Raw genomic sequence first — 20,832 nt, 5'->3', positions numbered from 1 at the left:
GCTGATATGGATCCCGGAAGACGCCGTTCACCACTAGCGTTCAGCCGGTCACACAGCGGGCATGAAACAGGTGTACGAGGCATGAGTGCACGGCAGAGGGGGAGGACGAGTCAGTGGTCGACGACGCGGGCGCCGGAGACCCGCCGGACGGGCTGACCGCCGCGGAGATCGGCATGTGGCAGGCCTTCCGCAACGGCAGCGTCTACGACCTCAGATCGGGCGACGCGGCGGTGGACGATCCGCACGGCGGGCACCCCTGGGGTCCCGAGCGCAGTGTGCGGGCGCGCATCGTGTGCTGGCTGCTGCTCGACGGGCCGCCCGCGCTCGCGGGCCGGGTCTCCTCGCTGAAGCTGGCGGGCGTGCAGATCACGGACGTGCTCGATCTCGCGGGCGGCACGGTCGTGCCGTACACGGAGATGAAGCACTGCCGCTTCGAGAAGGAGGTCGTGCTCCCCGAGTCCCGCTTCGCCACCCTGCGGCTCGTCGACTGCTCGATCCCGCGCATCGAGGCGGCCCGGCTGCACACGGAGGGCGATCTGCACCTGCCGCGCTGCCGGGTCCACAACGGCATCCGCCTCACCGACGCCCAGATCGGCACGGACCTGCTCCTGAACCAGGCGGTGGTCTACCGCGACCGGCGCGGCCGCTCGATCACCGGCGACGGCCTCGCCGTCGGGCAGGACCTCCAGGCCGAGATGATGGAGTCGCACGGCGAACTGAGCCTGCGCGGCGCGAAGATCGGCGTCTCGCTGAGCCTGCGCGGCAGCAGGCTCATCAACCAGTACGGGCGGCACGCGTTCAACGCCCCGCAGCTGACGGTCGAGCGCACGCTGTATCTGACCCCGGCCGCCGTCGGCAATCCGCCGCAGACCAGCGGCATGACGCCGGCGCGTGGCACGCGCGTGCAGCGCTTCGAGTGCGAGGGCGGCATCCGTCTCGACGACGGCCGGTTCGGCGACGCCATCGACTTCGCGCAGGCCCGCTTCGTGCTCCAGAACGACCAGGAGATCTCGCTGCGCCGCGTCCAGACGCCCGAGCTGCGCTTCCTCGGCGAGGCGCCGCAGCGCGGCAAGGTCGTCCTGTCCGGCGCCAAGGTCGTCAATCTCATCGACAAGGCGGTCAGCTGGCCCGGGCCCGGCGGCCTCCAGATGGGCGGCTTCACCTACGAGAACCTCGTCCCGCTGGGCAGTTTCCCGCTCTCCCAGCGGCTGAGCTGGGTGGCGGCCGCGACCGCCGAGTACAACCCCGAGCCGTACGAGAAGCTGGCCGCCGTCCTGCGCAATGGCGGCGAGGACGCCGACGCCCGCGAGGTCCTCCTCGCCAAGCAGCGCCGGCGCCGCGAGACGCTGCCGCTGGCGGCGAAGCTGTGGGGGTACGCGCAGGACTGGACGGTCGCGTACGGCTACCGCCCCGGCCGCGCGGCGGTCTGGATGGCCGTGCTGTGGGCGATCAGCGCGGTGGCGTTCTCGCACGCGGACCACCCGGCGATCAAACCGGGCGAACACCCGCACTGGAACCCGGCGCTCTTCTCCCTCGACCTGCTGCTGCCCGTGATCAATCTCGGCCAGGACAGCTACTGGCAGCTGCGCGGCGGCTGGCAGTGGTTCTCGACCGCGCTGATCCTGCTCGGCTGGGTCCTGGCGACGACGGTTGCGGCGGGCGCGACACGGCTGCTGCGGCGCAACTGAGGGGTGGCGGAGGGCGGGGGCCTGCGCTCCCGGGCGGGGCCCGTGTGCCGCGCGGGCTCCGGTTCCGGGCCGGTTCCCGGCGGTGGCAGGCCGCCGCTCAACCGTTATCCGGCCACAAGCAACCTTCCCCGCCCTTTGACCGTCATCCCTGCGCAACCAACAATTGAGCAACCACGACGGTGACCGGTTCCCCCGCGCGAGCGGCTCCGGTTGAGGCGCAAAGGAGGGCACGGTGCTACGTGCCTTCATCCGTACCGCCCGCATGGTCCGGCACACCCCGCGGCTCGCCGCCGGGCTGCCGCCGGACGAGGACGTACTCCTCGACGTGCCCGACGAGCGGCTCGCCCCCGCACTCGTCGCCGCGGGCCGGGGCGACCACGGCCCGGCGGCCAAGCTGCTCGCCACCACCCGCGAGGCCGCCGAGTGGGAGAACCGCGACCGCTACACCACCCGGCTCGCCGCCTTCGCCCGCTCCCGCCCCGAGTGGTTCGACGACTGGCTCTGCGCGTCCCCGCACGACCCGGACGCCCTGCTCGTCAAGGCCGAGCTGGCCGTCGTCCGCGGCTGGGAGTCCCCGGCCCGCGCCGAGCTGCTGCGCGAGATGAGCCCGCTGCTCACCGCCGCCGCCGAGGCCGACCCGCGCGACCCGGTGCCGTGGCGGATAGCCCTCGACCACGCGCGCGGCACACACGCCTCGCACACCGTCTTCGAACAGCTGTGGGAGGAGGCGGTGCGCCGTTCCTCGTACCACTACGGCTGCCACGCCTCGGCCCTCCAGTACCTCTCGGCCGCCTGGTACGGCTCGCACCGCGAGTGCTTCGACTTCGCCGAGCGCGCCGCCGCCGACGCGCTGCCCGGCTCGTTGATACAGGTCCTCCCGGCGCGGGCCGCCTTCGCCTACCTCACCAGTCCCGCGCACTCCCTGGGCATCCCGCGCGAGCGCCTGGACGCGGCGGCCGACCTCGCGATCGGTCTCTCCCGGGAGTACGAGGCCGCCGACCCCTGGCCCGCCGAGGTCCGCAACCTCCTCACGTACGTGCTCGTCCGCCTGGAGCGGTGGGACGACGCCCTCGAACAGCTGCGTCTGATCGGCCCGTACGCCACGTCCTTCCCCTGGGACCGGATGGCCGACGATCCACTCGGCCAGTTCCTGGAACTGCGCGACGGCGTACGCATCGAAGTGGCGTCGATGACCCCGCTGCGGCCGCCGCGCGGACCCGTCCGCTCCGGCGAGCATTAGGCTTGCCGGTCGTGACCATCCGGCTTCCGCTCTTTCCGCTCAACTCGGTGCTGTTCCCCGGCCTCGTCCTGCCGCTGAACGTCTTCGAGGAGCGATATCGCGCCATGATGCGCGACCTGCTCAAGACCCCCGAGGAGGAGCAGCGCCAGTTCGCCGTCGTCGCCATCCGCGACGGCTTGGAGGTGGCGCCCAGCGCGCCCGGCCTCCCCGACCAGACGGCGGTGCCCGAGCACGGGCCCGCCGCGGGCTTCGGCGACGATCCGCTCAAGGCCTTCCACGCCATGGGCTGCGTGGCGGACGCGGCGACGATCAGGGAGCGCGCCGACGGCGGCTTCGAGGTGCTCGCCACCGGTACGACACGGGTGCGGATCCACTCGGTCGACGCCTCGGGCGCGTTCCTCACCGCGGAGGTCGAGGAGGTGCCGGAGGAGCCGGGCGAGGGCGCGGGCACGCTCGCGGAGGGCGTGCTGCGGGCCTTCCGCGCCTACCAGAAGCGGCTGGCCGGGGCGCGGGAGCGTTCCCTGACGACGGGGGCCGAGCTGCCGGACGAGCCGTCCGTGGTGTCGTACCTGGTCGCCGCGGCGGCCGTCCTCGACACCCCGACCAAGCAGCGGCTCCTGGAGGCACCGGACACCGCGGCGCGGCTGCGGGACGAGCTGAAACTGCTGCGCGCGGAGACCGCGATCATCCGTAATCTGCCCTCGCTGCCCGCGACGGAACTGACGCGCGGGACGACCAGCCTCAACTGACGTACGCCCTGAGCACGTAAGGCGAACACCTTGGCGAAGAAGCAGAAGAAGCAGGCGGCCGGCACCCCGGCGACGGTAGCGCTCACCGCGGCCGGGACCGCCTTCACGGTCCACGCCTACGAGCACGACCCCGCCCATCCCTCGTACGGCGAGGAGGCCGCCGAGGCGATGGGCGTCTCCCCCGACCGGGTCTTCAAGACGCTCGTCGCCGAGGTCGACGGCGAACTGACCGTCGCCGTCGTCCCCGTGGCGGGCACTTTGGATCTGAAGGCGCTGGCCGCCGCGGTGTCCGGCAAGCGCGCGGTGATGGCCGATCCGGCCGCCGCCGAGCGCACGACGGGCTATGTGCGCGGCGGCATCTCCCCGCTCGGCCAGCGCAAGAGGCTGCGCACGGTCCTGGACGACTCGGCGTCGGCGCACGCCACGATCTGCGTCTCGGCGGGCCGCAGGGGCCTGGAGGTCGAGCTGGCGCCGGGCGACCTGGCGGAACTCACGGGAGCGGTGCTGGCGCCGATCGGCAGGGCCTGACGCTCCCCTCGGCGTCTCGGCACGGCGTCCTTCTCACGGCTTCTTACGACGTGAAAGTGCCCTCGACACCCGGGCGGGGCCGGACTAGTAACCCAAGGCATGTCGAAGAAGACGCGCATGCGGAAGTGGCGGGCGAAGAAGCGCAAGGCCAACCACGGGAAACGCCCCGCTTAGCCCCGCTTGGCCCGGCTCAGGGGACCCGCTCAGGGGACCTCAGGGGACCCGCTCAGGGAACCCGCTCCTCGTAAGGCACCGCGTACGGCTCCGGGTCGCGCGGCCCGAACAGCCCGGTGAGGCCGAGGTGGACGGCCAGCGCGGCCACCGGCCAGGCGAGGAGCGTGCCCTTGGCCTTGAGTTCCAGGGGGGCGTTGAAGACCACGCCCTTGCCGACGGCCTTGGCGTGCGCGACGACGTCCGTGTCGGGGCCGATCACAACCCCGGCCTTCCAGGCCAGCAGGGCACCCAGCAGGCTGCCCAGCGCCAGGGCCACCACGATCGGGACGCCCCCGCTCCTGCGCACCAGGAAGGCGGCGACGCCGCTGACGAGTCCGAAGCCGATCGCGAGCAGAGTGAACGTTCCGTCGACACCGATCGCCTGCTCGCCCTCGGTGTCCTTGAGGTACACCGCCTCGCCGTCCGAGATGAGCGGGATGCGCGGCGCGAACCCGAGCCACAGCGCACCGAGCACCAAGCCGCTGAGCGCCACCACGGCCAAGATCACCGCGGCCAGCAACAGTTCCTTCTTCATGCCGGGCCCATCCTGCTCGTGGCCGTGAGGAGGCATCGCCCCCACCCCCCACAGCTGCGCGGGTGCCTGCCAGGGGTCGCTCGCGGGTCGGTCGTGCGGCGGTTGGGAGGGAGTCAGCGGTGCGGTCACCCACACATCGTGCCAGGCCTACCCCTCTCCTGGCCGCCGCCCCTCACCGAAGCGCTGCGCGCTACCCCTTTTTGATGGTGCGCCGCGTCACCGGACGGCGGCCCGGCGGTACGCCCAGGTGGCCACGGCGAGCGAGCCGACACCGACCCCCGCGCAGACCGCCAGATCGAGGGCGACGACGGCCCAATCAGGGTTCGGCCCGAACGTACGAGCGAAGGCCTCGACGCCGTACGTGGAAGGCAGCAGGTCTCGCGCGTACTGAAGCAGGATCGGCATCCGCTCGGCCGGGAGCACTCCGAGGAGCAGCGCCGCGGACATACCCATCTGGCCGAGCAGCGTGGCCAGCTCGGGCCGGGGCGCGAGCAGACCGAGCGCGGCGCCGAGGCCCGCGAGGGCGGCCCCCGCGAGCGGGATCACCGCGGCGAGCACCCACAGGTGCGTGAGAGGCAGCCCGAAGAGCCCGCAGCCGACGATCGCCGTGACGAGGGTGCCGGGGACCGTGAAGGAGGCGTACGCGGCCGCGGCGCCCAGCACCACGGCGGCGGGCGGCACCGGCAGCGTGGCGTAGTGGTCGAGCCCGCCGTCGGCGCGGAGCTGCCCGAAGTACTGCGCGAGCAGGTTGAGCGCGACGAACGCGACGACGAGCACGGAGGACCCGGCCACCACGGCACGGGCCTCGCCGCCGCCGTCCACGACGCCGCGCATCAGGATCATGATGCCGACGGACTGGAAGGTCGCCACGAAGAGCAGCGGTATCCGCGCGACCCGCGCGCGGGAGAGCTGGGCGCGGTAGACGGCGCAGAGCGCGGGGAAGAGCCGGGCGCGCGGCCCGAGCACCGCGGGCCCACCGAGGTCGGCCGCACCCGGCTCCTCGGCCCGCACCACGGCTTCAAGCGGAACGGCACTCACCGGAGAACCCTTCTGTCACTGTCACTGCCACCCGCACCCCAAGAACTCACGCCTTCACCAACCCCCGCCGACTGCTCCCGCCCAACGCAAGATAGACGTCCTCAAGACTGGGCGTAGCCACGGTGAAGTCATCCAGCGCGGCGAAGGCGCTCCCGCCCGTCACCGCCGCGACGGCTGCCCGGGCCTCCTCGGGCGCGAGCCGCAGGGACCACCGCCGCCCCGACTCGACGGCGAAGGAGCGGAGCGCGGCCACCTCGGGGACGCCGAGCGGCGCGCGCTCCCGCCACACCAGCTCCACCCGCACCTCGTCGGCGACCTGCTCCTTGAGCCCGGCCGGACTGTCGCAGGCGATGACCCTGCCCCGGTCGAGCACGGCGACCCGGTCCAGCACGGTCTCCGCCTCGATGACGTTGTGCGTGACGAGCAGCACGGTCGTCCCGCGCTCGGCCCGACGCCGGTCGATCGCCGCCCACACGGCACGGCGCGCGACGGGGTCCATGCCGGTGGTCGGTTCGTCCAGGACGAGCAGCGGCCGCTCCCCCACCAGCGCGGTGGCGAAGCAGGCGAGCCGCCGCTGCCCGCCGGAAAGCTTCTTCAGCGGCCGCGAGGCCAGCGGGGTGAGCCCCAGCTCTTCGAGGACCGCGTCCCGCTCGGCCCGCGCCCGGTGCACGTCGAGCCCCCGCAACCGCCCGGTGGTCTCGACGGCCAGTGACACGGTCAGCTCGTCGAGCGCCGTGGACTCCTGCCCGAGGTAGGCGAGGATCCGCGCCGCCCGCTCGGGGTGGCGCACGATGTCGTGGCCGAGGATGTCGACGGTGCCGCTGTCGGGCCGCATCAGCCCGGTCAGCTGGCGGACGAGGGTGGACTTGCCGGCACCGTTGGGCCCGAGCAGACCGAAGATCTCCCCGCGCCGGACCGTCAGACAGATGCCGTCGGTGGCGCGGACCTCGGGCGTCGCGGGCCTGCCTCGCCTGCCTCGGGCGGCGGGGTAGGTCTTGACCAGGTCGCCCACCGCGCAGACGGCGTCGATGCCGTGTTCCTGACGGAGTCCCTGTCGGACTGCCGGTGCGGGGCGCGTACTCACGAAGGACGAGACTACGGGGTCGGCGGGCGCGGATGACGCCCGGGGCGCCCCGTACGCCCCGTATCAGTCACCTGCCCGGTCCCCCGCGGGCGCGTGCTCGGCGGCTGTCCGCGCGTCGACCTCCCGCCAGAAGCCGGCCCGGATCGCGTACCGGTCGTGCTCGTCGATCTGGTCGTCCTTGTGCGCGAGCAGACCGAACCGTGCGGCGTAGCGCAGCAGCTCGCCGTCGATGCGGTGCGGGATGCGCGGGTACATCGTCGAGAGCTTTTGCAGGTTGTGCTGTTCGGGCAGGCGTGCCATCCACCGCCGGGCGAACACCTGTCCTACCTCAAAAGGGTCGCCGCCGACCGTGGTGATGTCCTCCTCCCGGTCCGCCCAGCGCTGCTCGGCCGTCGTCAGCTGGGCGAGGGTGGGCAGGGCGGCGGCCTCGGGGCCCTCGGGCGCGCCTCCGGGCCGCTCGACCCAGCCCTTGTCGGAGGACCAGCGCAGCGTCGCGCTCGTGGGGGGCTGCGGGGGCTGGGTGCCGGGGCCGCGCAGGGCGGCCAGGTCCTTGGGGGTGGGCACGCCCTTGCCCGGGGGGACGCGGTGCTCGCCGGGCTCCCGGCCGTTGGACGTGGCGTCGGCGTGGCGGGCGGGGGCGGCCTCTTCCTCGGCGCGCTGCGCGGCGGCGGCGAGAGCGGACTCCGGGAGCGGGGCGGAGAGGATCGCGGCGATCTCGGGGCGCGGCGCGGGCGACGGCGCGCAGATGCCGGTCAGCTCCTTGGGGCGTACGGCCTTGGTGATCCACGCCCGGTCGAGGACGCGCCGCTCGTCGGCCTCGGCGACCAGGTCCTCCGACTGGTTGTAGTCCCCGTCGGCGGCCTGTACGGCCCACAGGTGGACGGCGACGCCGTGCTCCTTGGCGGCCATCATGCCGGGCAGCAGATCCCCGTCGCCGGTGACGAGCACGATGTCGGAGCAGGCGCGGTTGCGGGCCAGCTCGGTCAGCTCGGCGTGCATGGCGGCGTCCACGCCCTTCTGCGCCCACCGCCCGTCGCTGCGGGTCAGGGCGCCGAGCCTGACCGTCACGCGCGGCATGACGCGCAGCCGCCGGTGCTCGGGCTGCGGTACGCGGTCGGGGGCGCCGTCGAACCAGTAGATCCGCAGCAGCGGACGCTGGGTGTCGGACTCCGCGCGCTCGCGCAGGCCCTGGATCAGGGCGGCGTGGTCGACGGTGATCCGGGACCTGGAGGGCTCCCCCGCGAGCAGACTCGCGGCGGCACCCAGCAGATACCCGGCGTCCACCAGGACGATGCAGCGGTCCACGCGATCCACCCTCTTTCCCTGGAGGTCTCCGGCGTTCCGGGAAGTTCCTGAAAGTGTCCGGAGGTTCCTGGACGTTCCCTAGAAGGCCCGCGAACACACCCTGTGACGAGAACGAATCAGGGGTGCGGGTGCGGGTCCGCGTCGGGTTTGCTTCGAGTCTGCCCGACCTGGCGGAGGTTAACGGGCGGAACTCGATCTTCGGCGTGGCGTATCGGCGCATCACTCCGGGGCAGCCCTTATTACGCACGGTAATTATCCGAAATGCGCGTTCTGTCGGCATATGTGAGTCTGATCGCGTCATGGCCCCCGGATCCCCCTCAGGAGGAAGATCACCATGGCCAAGAACAAGAATCGCAAGCAGGGCAGCCAGGAGAACCGCGCCTCGGCGGCCGAGCAGGCGTCGGAGCAGGCCAAGTCGGCCGCCGCCGAGGCCCAGTCGCCGATGGACACGCAGGCTCAGGGCAGCCCCGCTGATGTTGCCCGTAAGCACCAGCGCCGCTTCGGCCACAACTGACGCACATTGAGGCACACATGAGGGGCGCACCCGATCCGGGTGCGCCCCTCATGCTCTGCCCGCCTGGAGATGCTCTGCCCGCCTCACGCGGGCGGGTGGGCTCAGCCCGCGAGGCAGGACGGGCCGAGCAGCACCTTCAGATCGCCGAAGAGCGCCGGGTCCGGCTTGACGCGGTGCCGGTCGAGCCGCAGCACCGTGGTCTTCTGCGCCCCCTGGAGCTTGATCCGCACCTCGCTGTTGCCGCGGTGGTGGCTGAGGACCTCGCCCAGGCGGTGGACCATCGGCGGGCTGACCTTGACGGTCGGGATGGTGATGATCACGGGCGCGTTGGTGCCCGCGTTCGACAGGTCGGGGACCTGTAGCTCCATCGCGACGAGCCGCGGCACGTCCTCGCGCTTGTCGAGGCGTCCCTTGACGAAGACCACCGCGTCCTCGACGAGTTGGGTCGAGACCAGCTGGTACGTCGCCGGGAAGAACATGCACTCGATGGAACCGGCGAGGTCCTCGACGGTGGCGATGGCCCAGGCGTTGCCCTGCTTGGTCATCTTGCGCTGGAGGCCGGAGATGATGCCGCCGATGGTGACCACCGACCCGTCGGAGAAGTCACCGCCGGTGAGCTGCCCGATGCCCGCGTCGGCCTTGTCGGAGAGCACGTGCTCCAGGCCGAAGAGCGGGTGGTCGGAGACGTACAGGCCGAGCATCTCCCGCTCCTGGGCGAGGAGGTAGGTCTTCTCCCACTCGTCCTCGGAGAACTCGACATCGAGCCCGAAGCCCGGCTCGTCGCCGCCGGACTCGTCGCCCATGCCGCCGAAGAGGTCGAACTGGCCCTCGGCTTCCTTCCTCTTCACCGCGACCACATTGTCGATCATCGGTTCGTACTGCGCGGTCAGGCCCTTGCGGGTGTGCCCCATGGTGTCGAACGCGCCCGCCTTGATGAGCGATTCCGTGGTGCGCTTGTTGCAGGCGGCCGCCTCGACCTTGTCGAGGTAGTCGGGGAAGGAGGTGAACTTCCCCTTCGCCTTCCGCGACCGGATGATCGACTCCACCACGTTCGTACCGACGTTGCGGACGGCCTCCAGGCCGAAGAGGATCACGTCGTCGCCCTGCGCGGCGAAGTTGTGCACCGACTCGTTCACGTTCGGCGGGAGCACCTTGATGCCCATGCGGCGGCACTCGTTCAGATAGACGGCCGACTTGTCCTTGTCGTCCTTCACCGAGGTGAGCAGCGCGGCCATGTACTCGGCCGGGTAGTTCGCCTTGAGGTAGGCGGTCCAGTAGGTGACCAGGCCGTACGCGGAGGAGTGCGCCTTGTTGAAGGCGTAGCCGGCGAAGGGGACCAGGACGTCCCACAGGGCCTGGATGGCCTCGTCGGAGTAGCCGTTCTTCCGGGCGCCCGCCTGGAAGAGGACGAAGTTCTTCTCCAGCTCCTCGGGCTTCTTCTTGCCCATCACGCGGCGCAGGATGTCGGCTTCGCCGAGGCTGTAGCCCGCGACGATCTGGGCGGCCTTCTGCACCTGCTCCTGGTACACGATGAGGCCGTAGGTCAGGCCCAGCGTCTCCTTCAGGGGCTCTTCCAGCTCCGGATGGATCGGCGTGATCTCCTGGCGGCCGTTCTTGCGCTCGGCGTAGTTCGTGTGCGAGTTCATGCCCATCGGGCCCGGCCGGTACAGGGCCGAGACGGCGGAAATGTCCTCGAAGTTGTCGGGCTGCATCTGGCGCAGCAGCGAGCGCATCGGGCCGCCGTCGAACTGGAAGACGCCGAGCGTGTCACCGCGGCAGAGCAGTTCGAAGGTCTTCGGGTCGTCCAGCGGGAGGGAGAGCATCTCCAGCTCGATGCCCTTGTTGGCCTTCACCATCTTGACGGCGTCGTCCATGATGGTGAGGTTGCGCAGGCCCAGGAAGTCCATCTTGAGCAGGCCGAGCGACTCGCACTGGGGGTAGTCCCACTGCGTGATGGTCACGCCGTCGGTGTGCCGCACCCAGATCGGGGCGTGGTCGACGATCGGCTCGCTGGACATGATCACGCCGGCCGCGTGCACGCCCATCTGCCGGACCAGGCCCTCCACACCCTTGGCGGTGTCGATGACCTTCTTCACGTCCGGCTCGTTCTCGTACATCCCCCGGATCTCGCCCGCCTCGCTGTAGCGCGGGTGCTTGGGGTCGGTGATGCCGGAGAGGTCGATGCCCTTGCCGAGGACGTCGGCGGGCATCGCCTTGGTGAGGCGGTCGCCCATCGCGTACGGATATCCGAGCACGCGCGCGGAGTCCTTGATGGCGTTCTTCGCCTTGATCTTTCCGTACGTGCCGATCATGGCGACCTTGTCGGCGCCGTACTTCTCCGTCACATACCTGATCACCTCCACGCGCCTACGCTCGTCGAAGTCGATGTCGACGTCGGGCATGGAGACGCGCTCGGGGTTGAGGAACCGCTCGAAGATCAGGCCGTGCGTGATCGGGTCGAGGTCGGTGATGCCCATGGCGTACGCCACGATCGAACCGGCCGCGGAGCCTCGGCCCGGGCCCACCGCGATGCCGTTGTTCTTCGCCCACATGATGAAGTCGGCGACCACGAGGAAGTACCCCGGGAAGCCCATCTGGATGATGATGTCCATCTCGTACTCGGCCTGCTTCTGCCGGTCCTCGGGGACACCTCCCGGATAGCGGCGCTCCATGCCGCGCCGGACCTCCTCCTGGAACCAGGTGACCTCGGTGAAGCCCTCGGGGATGTCGAACTTCGGCATCAGGTCGCGCTTCTCGAACATCCCCGTGGTGTCGATCTGCTCGGCGACCAGGAGGGTGTTGCGGCAGCCCTCCTGCCACGCGTCCGAGGAGTCGATGGCGTACATCTCGTCCGTGGACTTCAGGTAGTAGCCGGTGCCGTCGAACCGGAAGCGGTCCGGGTCCGAGAGGTTCTTGCCGGTCTGGATGCACAGCAGGGCGTCGTGGGCGGTCGACTCGTGCGCGTACGTGTAGTGCGAGTCGTTCGTGACCAGCGGCGGGATCCCCAGCTCCTTGCCGATCTTCAACAGGTCGTCACGGACCCGGCGCTCGATCTCGATGCCGTGGTCCATCAGCTCCAGGAAGTACCGGTCCTTGCCGAAGATGTCCTGGTACTCACCGGCGGCCTTCCGCGCCTCCTCGTACTGTCCGAGGCGCAACCGCGTCTGGAGTTCCCCCGACGGGCACCCCGTGGAGGCGATGAGGCCCTCCGACCACTGGGAGATCGTCTCCTTGTCCATGCGCGGCCACTTCTGTAGCCAGCCCTCCGCGTACGCGTCGGAGGAGAGGCGGAAGAGGTTGTGCAGGCCCGTCTTGTTCGCCGCCCAGATCGTCTTGTGGGTGTAACCACCCGAACCCGACACGTCGTCGCGCTTCTGGTGCGGCTGGCCCCACTGGATCTTCCGCTTGTTGCGCCGCGACTCCGGGGCGACGTACGCCTCGATGCCGATGATCGGCGTCACGCCCGCCTTCTGCGCCGAGTGGAAGAAGTCGTACGCGCCGTGCAGGTTGCCGTGGTCGGACATCGCGATATGCGTCATGCCCATCTCATTGCACGCGTTGAACATGTCCTTGAGCCGCGCGGCACCGTCCAGAAGCGAGTACTGCGTGTGGACGTGCAGGTGCGTGAAGGGCGGCTTGGTCACGACGGGAGGCCTCCGGAGAACGGTGGGCGACAGGCTGCGGGCAGTCTGGGGGGACAGCGACGAAGTCTAATCCGGGGCACTGACAGCGGGCGGGCACTCGGGGGTACGGTCGTGCGTTGGACCGGTCGAGAGCGTCGTGCGTCGGACCGGTCGAGAGCCCTGTTTCGAATGTCACGCCCCACCCCGCACCAGGAGGCACCCAGCGATGTCCGTCCCGCAGCCCACGGCCGATCAGCGCGGCGAGCAGATCCTCGCCGTCTTCGGCACCGCTTTCGGCGAGCTGCTTGCCGCGGACCCCGCCGCGTTCCGGGTGAAGTTCCGGAAGATGGCCTCCTCCGCTTTCGCGTTCTACCGCGGCACGGCCTGCCTGTTCTACGCCGACCTGGAGCGCGAGCAGCACGGCGGGCCGTACCTGGACGACCGCACGGGCCGGGTGTGGATCCACGGCGACCTGCACGCGGAGAACTTCGGCACGTACATGGACGCCCAGGGCCGCCTGATCTTCAACGTGAACGACTTCGACGAGGCATACGTCGGCCCCTTCACCTGGGACCTGAAGCGCTTCGCCGCCTCCGTGGCCCTGATCGGCTACTCCAAGGCGCTCAGCGACGGCCAGATCTCCGAGCTGGTGCGGACCTACGCCGCGGCGTACCGCGAGCGCATCCACGACCTGGCGACGGGCGCCAAGAGCGACGAGGTGCCGCCCTTCACGCTGGACACCGCCCAGGGCGCCCTCCTGGACGCGCTGCGTGACGCGCGCTCCCTGACCCGCTTCGGGCTGCTCGACTCGATGACCGAGATCCGCGACTTCGAGCGCCGCTTCGCGCCCGGGGGCGGCTCCATCGAGCTGGACGCCGCCACGCGCTACAAGGTCCTCGCGGCCTTCGACGGCTATCTGGAGACGCTGCCGGAGTCCTCGCTCACCCGCCCCGACTCCTACCGCGTGAAGGACGTCGTGGGCCGGCGCGGCATCGGCATCGGCTCCGCGGGCCTGCCCTCGTACAACATCCTCCTCGAGGGCAACAGCGACGCGCTGGAGAACGACGTCGTGATCTACCTCAAGCAGGCGCAGACCCCGGCGGTCTCCCGGCACATCACGGACCCGGCGGTGCGGGGCTACTTCCAGCACGAGGGGCACCGCACGGTCATCTCCCAGCGCGCGCTCCAGGCGCACGCCGACCCGTGGCTGGGCTGGACCGAGCTGGACGGCGCGGGCCAGCTGGTCGCCGAGGTCTCGCCGTACGCGGTGGACCTGGACTGGTCGGACATCGACGACCTGGAGGAGATCTCCTCGGTCGTCGCCGACCTCGGCCGTGCCACCGCCACGATGCACGCGGCGGCGGACGACGAGAGCGGCCACTCGGACCTGGTGCCGTTCTCCACGGAGCGCGCCATCGACGCCGCGATCGCCGCCGACGAGGCCGGCTTCGGAGACCTGCTCGTCGACTTCGCCCACAGCTACGGCGCCCGCGCGCGGGAGGACCACCAGATCTTCGTCGACCTGTTCCGTAACGGTCGGATTCCAGGTCTGTAAGCGTCCGCGGCCCAATGGGGAACTCATAGGCACCCTTTAGGGACCTCCTACGGGAACACGTGGCACACTCCTCCGCGATGGACATATCCGGGACCCAGCTCAGAGCCGTGCGCGCGGCGCTCTTCACGGCGCTCGTCGTGACGCTCTCCGCCGCGTCGCACGTGCTGCTGTCCCGGGTCCCCCTGCCGCTGGCGACCGTCACGGCTGTCGCCGCCGCCGTCTTCGTCATCGCGTACGCGCTGGCGGGCCACGAGCGGGGCTTCGGGCGGATCGCCGCCCTGCTGATCCCCCTCGAACTGGCCGCCGACACGGTGTTCACCGCGGGCCAGCACGTCTGTTACGGCGAGGCGGGCGGCCCGGTGGCGGGTCCGCTGCGCTCCGTCGGCTTCGACGTGCTGTGCGGCGGTACGCCCGTCGGGACGCCGCTGGCCCGGATGACCGCGGACGGCCACGGCGGCGCCGCCGCGCTGCTCGCCGACGCCGAACCGGGCGCCGCCTGGCTGCTGCTCGGGGCGCATATCGGCGTGGGCCTCCTGGCCGCGGGCTGGCTGCGGCGCGGCGAGCGGGCACTGGCCCAGCTGCTGCGCGCGGTCGCCGGGGCCACGTTCCGGCCGCTCCTGATCGCGGTCGCCTCGGTGACCGCTCCGCGCACCCCCGTACGCCGCCTGCCGCGCCCCGAGCGCCGGGCGCGGGTCACGCGCACGCGCCTGCTGGTGCACTTCGTGGGGCGGCGTGGACCGCCGTGCTCGGCCGCCTTCGCCTGAGCACGACATTCCCACGCAGTCACCCACACGGAGAAAAAGATCATGAGCAAGCGCAACAGCCAGGCCGCTAAGTCCGCCGCCCGCGAGCGGATCCGCGCCCAGCAGGAGGCCGAGCGCAAGCGCGAGAAGCGCAAGCGCGCGGTGATCGTCGGCGTCTCGATCGTCGGCGTCCTCGCGATCGCAGGCGGCGTCGGCTATGCCGTGATGGAGGCCAACAAGCCCGGTTACTGGGACGCCGCGAAGGACAACAAGCTGGTCAAGCCCGCGAACACCTCGGGCGCGAACGGCACGACGGTGGTCCTCGGCAAGGACTCGGCGAAGAAGACCCTCAAGCTCTACGAGGACCCGCGCTGCCCGGTCTGCGCCGGCTTCGAGCAGGCCGTCGGCCCGACCATCGAGAAGGACCTGAAGGACGGCAAGTACAAGCTCCAGTTCGTCGGCGCCACCTTCCTCGACAACGGCATCCCCGGCGAGGGCTCCAGGAACGCCCTGAGCGCGATGGGCGCGGCGCTGAACGTCAGCGACGACGCGTTCCTCGAGTTCAAGAAGGCCCTGTACTCGGCGAAGAACCACCCCGCCGAGCAGGACGACAAGTTCAAGAACGACTCCTACCTCCTGAAGATCGCCGACGAGGTCCCCGAGCTGAAGAAGAGCGCGTCCTTCAAGAAGGACGTCAAGGACGGGACCTTCGACCGCTGGGCCCTGGAGATGTCGGAGAAGTTCGACGACAACAAGGACGGCGTCAGGGGCACGCCCTCCCTGGTCATGGACGGCAAGCAGCTGACCGCTCCCGGCTCGAAGAACGCGCCGAGCACGGCGAAGGACTTCAAGACCGTGGTCGACAAGGCCCTCAAGGGCTGACCCGGGGCCGGAGTCGGTTACCCGGCCCACGGGGAATGAGCGGGCGAACTCACTGAGTTCGCCCGCTCTTTGGCTTACCGATCAGTATGGTGATCGTCCGTGACCAGTCGAACTGATCTTCAGCAGGCGCTCAACTCCATAGCCCCGAGCCGCCGTACGGTCGTCAAGGCCGCCGCCGCCACCGCCGCACTCGCCGCCCCGCTCGCCGCCACCCCCGCACACGCCGCCGACACCCCCGCCTTCCACCACGGCGTCGCCTCGGGGGACCCGCTGCCCGACGGCGTCCTGCTCTGGACCCGGGTGACGCCCGAGCCGGACGCCGTGCCCGGGTCCGGCAAGGGGGCCGACACCGAGGTGAGGTGGGAGATAGCCGAGGACAAGGGGTTCTCCAGAGTCGTCAGCCGTGGCTCCACCACCGCGCGGGCCGCCTCCGACCACACGGTGAAAGCCGATGTAAGGGGCTTGCGCCAGGCGACCACCTATTACTTCCGCTTCTCCGTAGGCGATGCCTCCCCCGTGCACTCCCCTGTGGGCCGCACCCGCACCACCCCCGCGCACGACGCCTCCGCGCACGGCGTCCGCTTCGGTGTGGTGTCCTGCGCCAACTGGGAGGCCGGCTACTTCTCGGCGTACCGCCACCTCGCGGCCCGCACCGAACTGGACGCGGTCCTCCACCTCGGGGACTACCTCTACGAGTACCCGAGCGGCGAGTACCCGCGGGCCGAGAAGGTCGTACGTCAGCACGAGCCCCGGCACGAGATCGTCACGCTCGCCGACTACCGCACCCGGCACGGCGTCCACAAGACCGACCGGGACGCGCAGGCGATGCACGCGACGCACCCGGTCATCGCGATCTGGGACGACCACGAGTTCGCCGACAACGCCTGGCAGGGCGGCGCGGGGAACCACACCCCCGAGACCGAGGGCGCCTGGGCGGAGCGCGTGGCGGCGGCCAAGCAGGCCTACTTCGAGTGGATGCCGGTACGCCCGTCCACCGAGGGCACCGTCTACCGCCGCATCCGCTTCGGCAAGCTGGCCGACCTGCACCTGCTCGACCTGCGCTCCTTCCGCTCCCAGCAGGCGGGCACCGGCAGCGGCGCGGTGGACGACCCGGAACGTACGCTCACCGGCCGCGCGCAGCTCGACTGGCTGAAGTCGGGCCTCGCGTCCTCGGACGCCGCCTGGAAGCTGGTCGGCACGTCGGTGATGATCTCGCCGGTCGCCTTCGGTGCCCTGCCGGCCCATCTCCTCAAGCCGCTCGCGAAGCTGCTCGGCCTGCCCCAGGAGGGCATCGCCATCAACGTGGACCAGTGGGACGGCTACACGGACGACCGCAGGGAACTCATCTCCCACCTGCGCGACAACGACATCCGCAACACCGTCTTCCTGACGGGCGACATCCACATGGCGTGGGCGAACGACGTACCGGCCAAGGCGGCCACGTATCCGCTGAGCGCCTCGGCCGCCACCGAGTTCGTCGTCACCTCGGTCAGCTCCGACAACATCGACGACCTGCTCGGCGTCGCCCCGCACACGGTGTCCCTGGCGGCCGCGACCACCCTCAGGGCGGCCAACCGCCATGTGAAGTGGCTGGACATGGACTCGCACGGCTACGGCGTCCTCGACGTCACCGCCGAGCGCTCGCAGATGGACTACTACGCGCTCTCCGACCGGACCGACCCGGACGCGACCTCGTCCTGGGTCCGTTCGTACCGCACGCTCAGCGGCACGCAGAAGGTCGAGCGGGTACGCGAGCCGGTGCGCTGACCCGTCGCCGGGCGGGGCCTCCCAGCAGCCCCGCCCGGCCCCCTCAGAGCGTCTCCAGGAAGCCGATCGCCGTGCGCCACGTCTTCTCCGCGGCCTCGGCGTCGTAGTCGTCGAGGCCCGGGTCGGTGAAGAGGTGGCCCGCTCCCGCGTAGCGGTAGATCTCCACATCGGCCCCGGCCCGGCCCATCCGGAGGTACCAGGCGCTCAGCCAGTCGTCCGTCTCGAACGGGTCGGGCTCCGCCACGTGCAGCTGCACCGGCAGCTCGTCCACGGACGCGTTCTCCGCGATGTCGGACGTGCCGTGCAGGAGCAGCAGACCGCGCGCCTTCGCGTCGCCGAGCGCGAGGGTCTGGGCGGTCGCGGCGCCGAGGGAGAAGCCCGCGTAGACGAGGCCGCGCTCGGAGTAGGGGGCGGCGGCGAGGATCGCCCGCTTCAGGAGTTCGTCCTTGCCGATCTCGTCCTGGTAGGCCCTTCCGGCCTCGACGTCGTCGAACGTGCGCCCGCCGAACAGATCCGGGGTCCACACCTCGTGCCCCTCGGCGCGCAGCCGGTCCGCCGCCGCGTGCACCGCGGGCCGCAGCCCGTACGTCGAGTGGAAAAGCATGATGTTCATGGGGCCATCGTGCCATTCACTTCGGTACCCCTACCCTCGGAGGCATGGAGAACGTACTGCGTCCGTTGATCGTGATCGGCGGCTCGGTCGTGCTCACAGTGCTGGTCGGCTGGCTGGTCGACCTCGCTTTGCGCAGGGCCGACGAACGGCGTCACGACACCCCGCTGTGGGGGCTGCTGCGCCGCTGCCGCGTGCCCCTGCACATCGTCCTGTGCACCGCTCTGCTGAGAGGCTCCTACGGCCAGGCCCAGCTCGCCAAGGACCACTCGGCGGCCATCGGGCGGATCCTTTCGCTCGTCCTCATCGGCTCCACGGCCTGGCTGGTGGTGCGGATCGCCACGGCGATAGTGGAGTCCTCGTACGCCCGCTACGCCACGGTCCACCGCGATCCGGCGCGCGTCCGCAGGGTCCGTACGCAGGTGACCCTCATCCAGCGGGTGCTCTCCGCGATCGTGGGTGTCGTGGCGGCCGCCGCGATGCTGCTGACCTTCCCCGCCATGCAGGCGGCCGGCACCTCGCTGCTGGCCTCGGCCGGCATCCTCGGCATCGTCGCCGGTGTCGCGGCCCAGTCCACCCTCGGCAACCTCTTCGCGGGCCTCCAGATCGCCTTCGGCGACATGGTGCGGATCGGTGACACCGTGGTGGTGGACGGCGAGTGGGGCACCGTCGAGGAGATCACCCTGACCTTCCTCGCGGTACGCACCTGGGACGAGCGCCGGATCACGATGCCCGTGTCGTACTTCACGTCGAAACCCTTCGAGAACTGGTCCCGTGGCGGCGCGCAGATGACCGGCACGGTCTTCTTCCACCTGGACCACTCGGCGCCGGTCCACCAGATGCGCGACAAGCTCCGCGACATCCTGCGCGACTGCGCGGCGTGGGACGGCAGGGACTGGGGCCTCGCGGTCACGGACACGACGCCGAGCACGATGCAGGTCCGCGCCCTGGTCACCGCGAAGGACGCGGACGACATCTGGACCGTCCGGGTCACGGTGCGCGAGCAGATGGTGCAGTGGCTGACCGAGAAGCATCCGTACGCACTGCCGAAGGTCACCACGGCCTCGGCGGAACCCGCGCCGAACGGCCACCGCCCGCTGCACCTCGCCCCGAAGGTGCCGCGGACCGGCCGCGGCTGAGCTGCCCGGCACCGGGCCCGGGGTCAGCGCAGGCTGCGTACGTCGAGGTGATGCAGCACCCGGTCGACGACCTCCGGGTCGGCGCCGGGCTCGCTGCGCGCCGCGAGGACCTCATGGCGCGCGGCCGACATCATCTCGCGCTGGATGCGCTGGACGGCCTTCAGCCGGTCCACGCGCTTGGCGTACCGCTCGCGCCGCTCCTCGTCGACCACGTCCGGGCTGATCCTGGCCCCGATGTCGAACGCGCCGCGCAGCAGCCGCTCGGAGACCTCCTCCGGAAGCTCCTCGACCGCTTCGATCTCCTTGAGGCGGCGCTTGGCGGCCTTGGCGGCGCGCACCGCGAGCGCCCGCTCCAGCTCCCGCTCCGCGTCGGTGTCGGCGCGCACCCCGAGCTTCCGCACCAGCCAGGGCAGGGTGAGTCCCTGGACGACCAGCGTCGCCATGATCACGCAGAACGCGATGAAGATGATCTCGTCACGCGCCGGGAACGGAGCCCCGTCGTCCGTCTTGAGCGGGATGGCGAGCGCGAGCGCCACGGACGCCACGCCGCGCATACCGGCCCACCACATGACGACGGTCTCGCGCCAGGTCGTCGGGATCTCCTCGTCGTAGTCCCGGCGTTTGTGCAGCCGCTTGGCGAGCCAGGTCGCGGGCAGCAGCCACAGCAGCCGCCCGCCGACGACGACGCCGACGACCGCCGCGCCCCAGCCGAACATCTCCCACTCGCGGCCGCTCGCGATGCCGAACACGTTGTGCAGTTCGAGACCGATGAGCCCGAACGCGGCGCCGGTCACCAGGGTGTCGACGATCTGCCAGAAGGTCTGCCCGGTGATGCGCCCGAGCACGTCGTCGGCGTCGACGGCGTTCTCCGCGAGGTAGAGGGCGGTGGTGAGGACGGCGAGCACACCGGAGCCGAGCAGTTCCTCGGCCAGCACATAGCTGACGAACGGCACGAGCAGCGTCAGGCCGGTCTGCAAGATGGCGTCACCGAGCAGCCCCATGAGCTTGTTCGTCAGCCAGCCGAGCGCGAGCCCGACGAGCACGGCCACCACGGCGGAGAGCACCAGGCGGCCCGCGGCGGACGGCCAGGAGAAGGTGCCGCTCACCGCCGCCGCGATGGCCACGTGGTAGAGCACGATCGCCGTGACGTCGTTGAAGAGGCCCTCGCCCTCCAGGATCGATACGAGTCTGCGGGGCAGCCCGAGCGAGCCCGCCACGGCGGTCGCGGCGACCGGGTCCGGCGGCGCGACGAGCGCCCCGAGGGCGACGGCGGCAGCGATCGGCAGGCCGGGGACGACGGCGTTGGCCATCGCGGCGACCGCCGCCGTCGTCACGAAGACCAGTGCCACGGCGAGCAGGAAGATGGGGCGCCGGTTGGCCGCGAACTGCCGCCACGACGTGCGCTGCACGGACGCGTAGAGCAGCGGGGGCAGCACCAGCGGAAGGATGTAGTCCGGCGGGATCTCGACATTGGGCACGAACGGCAGCAGGGCCATGCCGATCCCCGCGAGCGTCATCAGGACGGGTGCGGGCAGCCCGAGCCGGTCCCCCAACGGCACCGTGACCACGGCTCCAAGGAGCAGGACGAGCAGCAGCGCCAATTGATCCACGGTGCGCCC

At 70.9% G+C, this 20,832-nt stretch carries 17 protein-coding genes; 10 read left to right on the top strand and 7 right to left on the bottom strand.

Features of this window, described 5'->3' with window-relative positions:
- The first annotated feature begins 173 nt into the window (after positions 1-173).
- The 4 genes from IG54_RS0116655 (at position 174) to ybaK (ending at position 4,205) form a co-directional block, all read left to right on the top strand.
- Positions 174-1,688 (top strand): oxidoreductase, encoded by a 1,515-nt coding sequence (locus IG54_RS0116655; protein WP_234336202.1) that lies wholly within the window; start codon positions 174-176, stop codon positions 1,686-1,688.
- Between the two features lie 262 nt (positions 1,689-1,950).
- On the top strand, positions 1,951-2,928 hold the full coding sequence (locus IG54_RS0116650; protein ID WP_051819554.1) for a hypothetical protein: 978 nt from the start codon (positions 1,951-1,953) through the stop codon (positions 2,926-2,928).
- Positions 2,929-2,930: 2 nt separating this feature from the next.
- Complete coding sequence (locus tag IG54_RS0116645; protein ID WP_030783945.1) at positions 2,931-3,677, top strand: LON peptidase substrate-binding domain-containing protein; 747 nt, start codon at positions 2,931-2,933, stop codon at positions 3,675-3,677.
- Positions 3,678-3,707: 30 nt separating this feature from the next.
- Positions 3,708-4,205 carry a Cys-tRNA(Pro) deacylase gene (gene ybaK, locus IG54_RS0116640; protein WP_030783944.1) on the top strand — a complete coding sequence of 166 codons (498 nt, stop codon included), beginning with the start codon at positions 3,708-3,710 and terminating at the stop codon, positions 4,203-4,205.
- 226 nt (positions 4,206-4,431) lie between these two features.
- Here the strand turns inward: ybaK and IG54_RS37995 are convergent, their stop codons facing one another.
- The 4 genes from IG54_RS37995 to IG54_RS0116620 form a co-directional block, all read right to left on the bottom strand.
- Positions 4,432-5,082, bottom strand: coding sequence for a hypothetical protein (locus IG54_RS37995; RefSeq protein WP_030783941.1), 651 nt, complete (start codon positions 5,080-5,082; stop codon positions 4,432-4,434).
- Positions 5,083-5,169: 87 nt separating this feature from the next.
- A complete protein-coding gene (locus tag IG54_RS0116630; RefSeq protein ID WP_030783938.1) occupies positions 5,170-5,991 on the bottom strand; it encodes an ABC transporter permease in 822 nt (273 codons plus the stop codon).
- 46 nt (positions 5,992-6,037) lie between these two features.
- Positions 6,038-7,075: an ABC transporter ATP-binding protein gene (locus IG54_RS0116625; protein WP_078594174.1), complete on the bottom strand. Its 1,038-nt coding sequence runs from the start codon at positions 7,073-7,075 to the stop codon at positions 6,038-6,040.
- Between the two features lie 63 nt (positions 7,076-7,138).
- The gene (locus tag IG54_RS0116620; RefSeq protein ID WP_030783932.1) at positions 7,139-8,380 is read right to left on the bottom strand and encodes an NYN domain-containing protein; all 1,242 of its coding nucleotides are present in this window, start codon (positions 8,378-8,380) and stop codon (positions 7,139-7,141) included.
- Positions 8,381-8,714: 334 nt separating this feature from the next.
- On the opposite strand from IG54_RS0116620, the gene IG54_RS0116615 reads away from it, so the two are divergent.
- On the top strand, positions 8,715-8,894 hold the full coding sequence (locus tag IG54_RS0116615; RefSeq protein WP_030783929.1) for a hypothetical protein: 180 nt from the start codon (positions 8,715-8,717) through the stop codon (positions 8,892-8,894).
- Between the two features lie 101 nt (positions 8,895-8,995).
- Here IG54_RS0116615 and dnaE read toward each other — a convergent pair whose 3' ends face one another.
- Complete coding sequence (gene dnaE, locus IG54_RS0116610) at positions 8,996-12,538, bottom strand: DNA polymerase III subunit alpha (RefSeq protein WP_030783926.1); 3,543 nt, start codon at positions 12,536-12,538, stop codon at positions 8,996-8,998.
- A 205-nt stretch (positions 12,539-12,743) separates the two neighbouring features.
- Here dnaE and IG54_RS0116605 point away from each other — a divergent pair, with 205 nt between their 5' ends.
- The 4 genes from IG54_RS0116605 to IG54_RS0116590 all read left to right on the top strand — a co-directional run bounded on the left by IG54_RS0116605 (position 12,744) and on the right by IG54_RS0116590 (position 17,464).
- Entirely contained in the window at positions 12,744-14,072 is a 1,329-nt protein-coding gene (locus IG54_RS0116605; protein WP_030783923.1) for a DUF2252 domain-containing protein, read from the top strand.
- A 77-nt stretch (positions 14,073-14,149) separates the two neighbouring features.
- Positions 14,150-14,836 (top strand): hypothetical protein, encoded by a 687-nt coding sequence (locus IG54_RS0116600; RefSeq protein ID WP_030783920.1) that lies wholly within the window; start codon positions 14,150-14,152, stop codon positions 14,834-14,836.
- 42 nt (positions 14,837-14,878) lie between these two features.
- Positions 14,879-15,697, top strand: a complete 819-nt coding sequence (locus IG54_RS0116595) for a thioredoxin domain-containing protein (protein ID WP_030783918.1) — start codon at positions 14,879-14,881, stop codon at positions 15,695-15,697.
- Positions 15,698-15,796: 99 nt separating this feature from the next.
- Positions 15,797-17,464, top strand: coding sequence for an alkaline phosphatase D family protein (locus tag IG54_RS0116590; RefSeq protein ID WP_037897261.1), 1,668 nt, complete (start codon positions 15,797-15,799; stop codon positions 17,462-17,464).
- 43 nt (positions 17,465-17,507) lie between these two features.
- Here the strand turns inward: IG54_RS0116590 and IG54_RS0116585 are convergent, their stop codons facing one another.
- The gene (locus IG54_RS0116585) at positions 17,508-18,077 is read right to left on the bottom strand and encodes a dienelactone hydrolase family protein (protein ID WP_030783914.1); all 570 of its coding nucleotides are present in this window, start codon (positions 18,075-18,077) and stop codon (positions 17,508-17,510) included.
- A gap of 44 nt (positions 18,078-18,121) precedes the next feature.
- Between IG54_RS0116585 and IG54_RS0116580 the strand changes: the two genes are divergently transcribed.
- Complete coding sequence (locus IG54_RS0116580) at positions 18,122-19,213, top strand: mechanosensitive ion channel family protein (protein WP_030783911.1); 1,092 nt, start codon at positions 18,122-18,124, stop codon at positions 19,211-19,213.
- A gap of 23 nt (positions 19,214-19,236) precedes the next feature.
- Here IG54_RS0116580 and IG54_RS0116575 read toward each other — a convergent pair whose 3' ends face one another.
- On the bottom strand, positions 19,237-20,823 hold the full coding sequence (locus IG54_RS0116575; RefSeq protein WP_030783906.1) for a Na+/H+ antiporter: 1,587 nt from the start codon (positions 20,821-20,823) through the stop codon (positions 19,237-19,239).
- Between the last annotated feature and the right edge of the window lie 9 nt (positions 20,824-20,832).

It is taken from the genome of Streptomyces sp. NRRL S-920, from assembly GCF_000717945.1.
Lineage (GTDB): Bacteria > Actinomycetota > Actinomycetes > Streptomycetales > Streptomycetaceae > Streptomyces > Streptomyces alboniger.
Note: the sequence above shows the minus strand (reverse complement) of the source record. Positions and strands in the feature narration are given on the sequence as shown.

Excerpts from the sequence above, each read along its gene's own strand:
- IG54_RS0116585 (WP_030783914.1), bottom strand. The coding sequence starts at position 18,077 with ATGAACATCATGCTTTTCCACTCGACGTACGGGCTGCGGCCCGCGGTG.
- IG54_RS0116650 (WP_051819554.1), top strand. The coding sequence starts at position 1,951 with ATGGTCCGGCACACCCCGCGGCTCGCCGCCGGGCTGCCGCCGGACGAG.
- IG54_RS0116580 (WP_030783911.1), top strand. The coding sequence starts at position 18,122 with ATGGAGAACGTACTGCGTCCGTTGATCGTGATCGGCGGCTCGGTCGTG.
- IG54_RS0116615 (WP_030783929.1), top strand. The coding sequence starts at position 8,715 with ATGGCCAAGAACAAGAATCGCAAGCAGGGCAGCCAGGAGAACCGCGCC.
- IG54_RS0116600 (WP_030783920.1), top strand. The coding sequence starts at position 14,150 with ATGGACATATCCGGGACCCAGCTCAGAGCCGTGCGCGCGGCGCTCTTC.
- IG54_RS0116605 (WP_030783923.1), top strand. The coding sequence starts at position 12,744 with ATGTCCGTCCCGCAGCCCACGGCCGATCAGCGCGGCGAGCAGATCCTC.
- IG54_RS0116595 (WP_030783918.1), top strand. The coding sequence starts at position 14,879 with ATGAGCAAGCGCAACAGCCAGGCCGCTAAGTCCGCCGCCCGCGAGCGG.
- IG54_RS0116655 (WP_234336202.1), top strand. The coding sequence starts at position 174 with ATGTGGCAGGCCTTCCGCAACGGCAGCGTCTACGACCTCAGATCGGGC.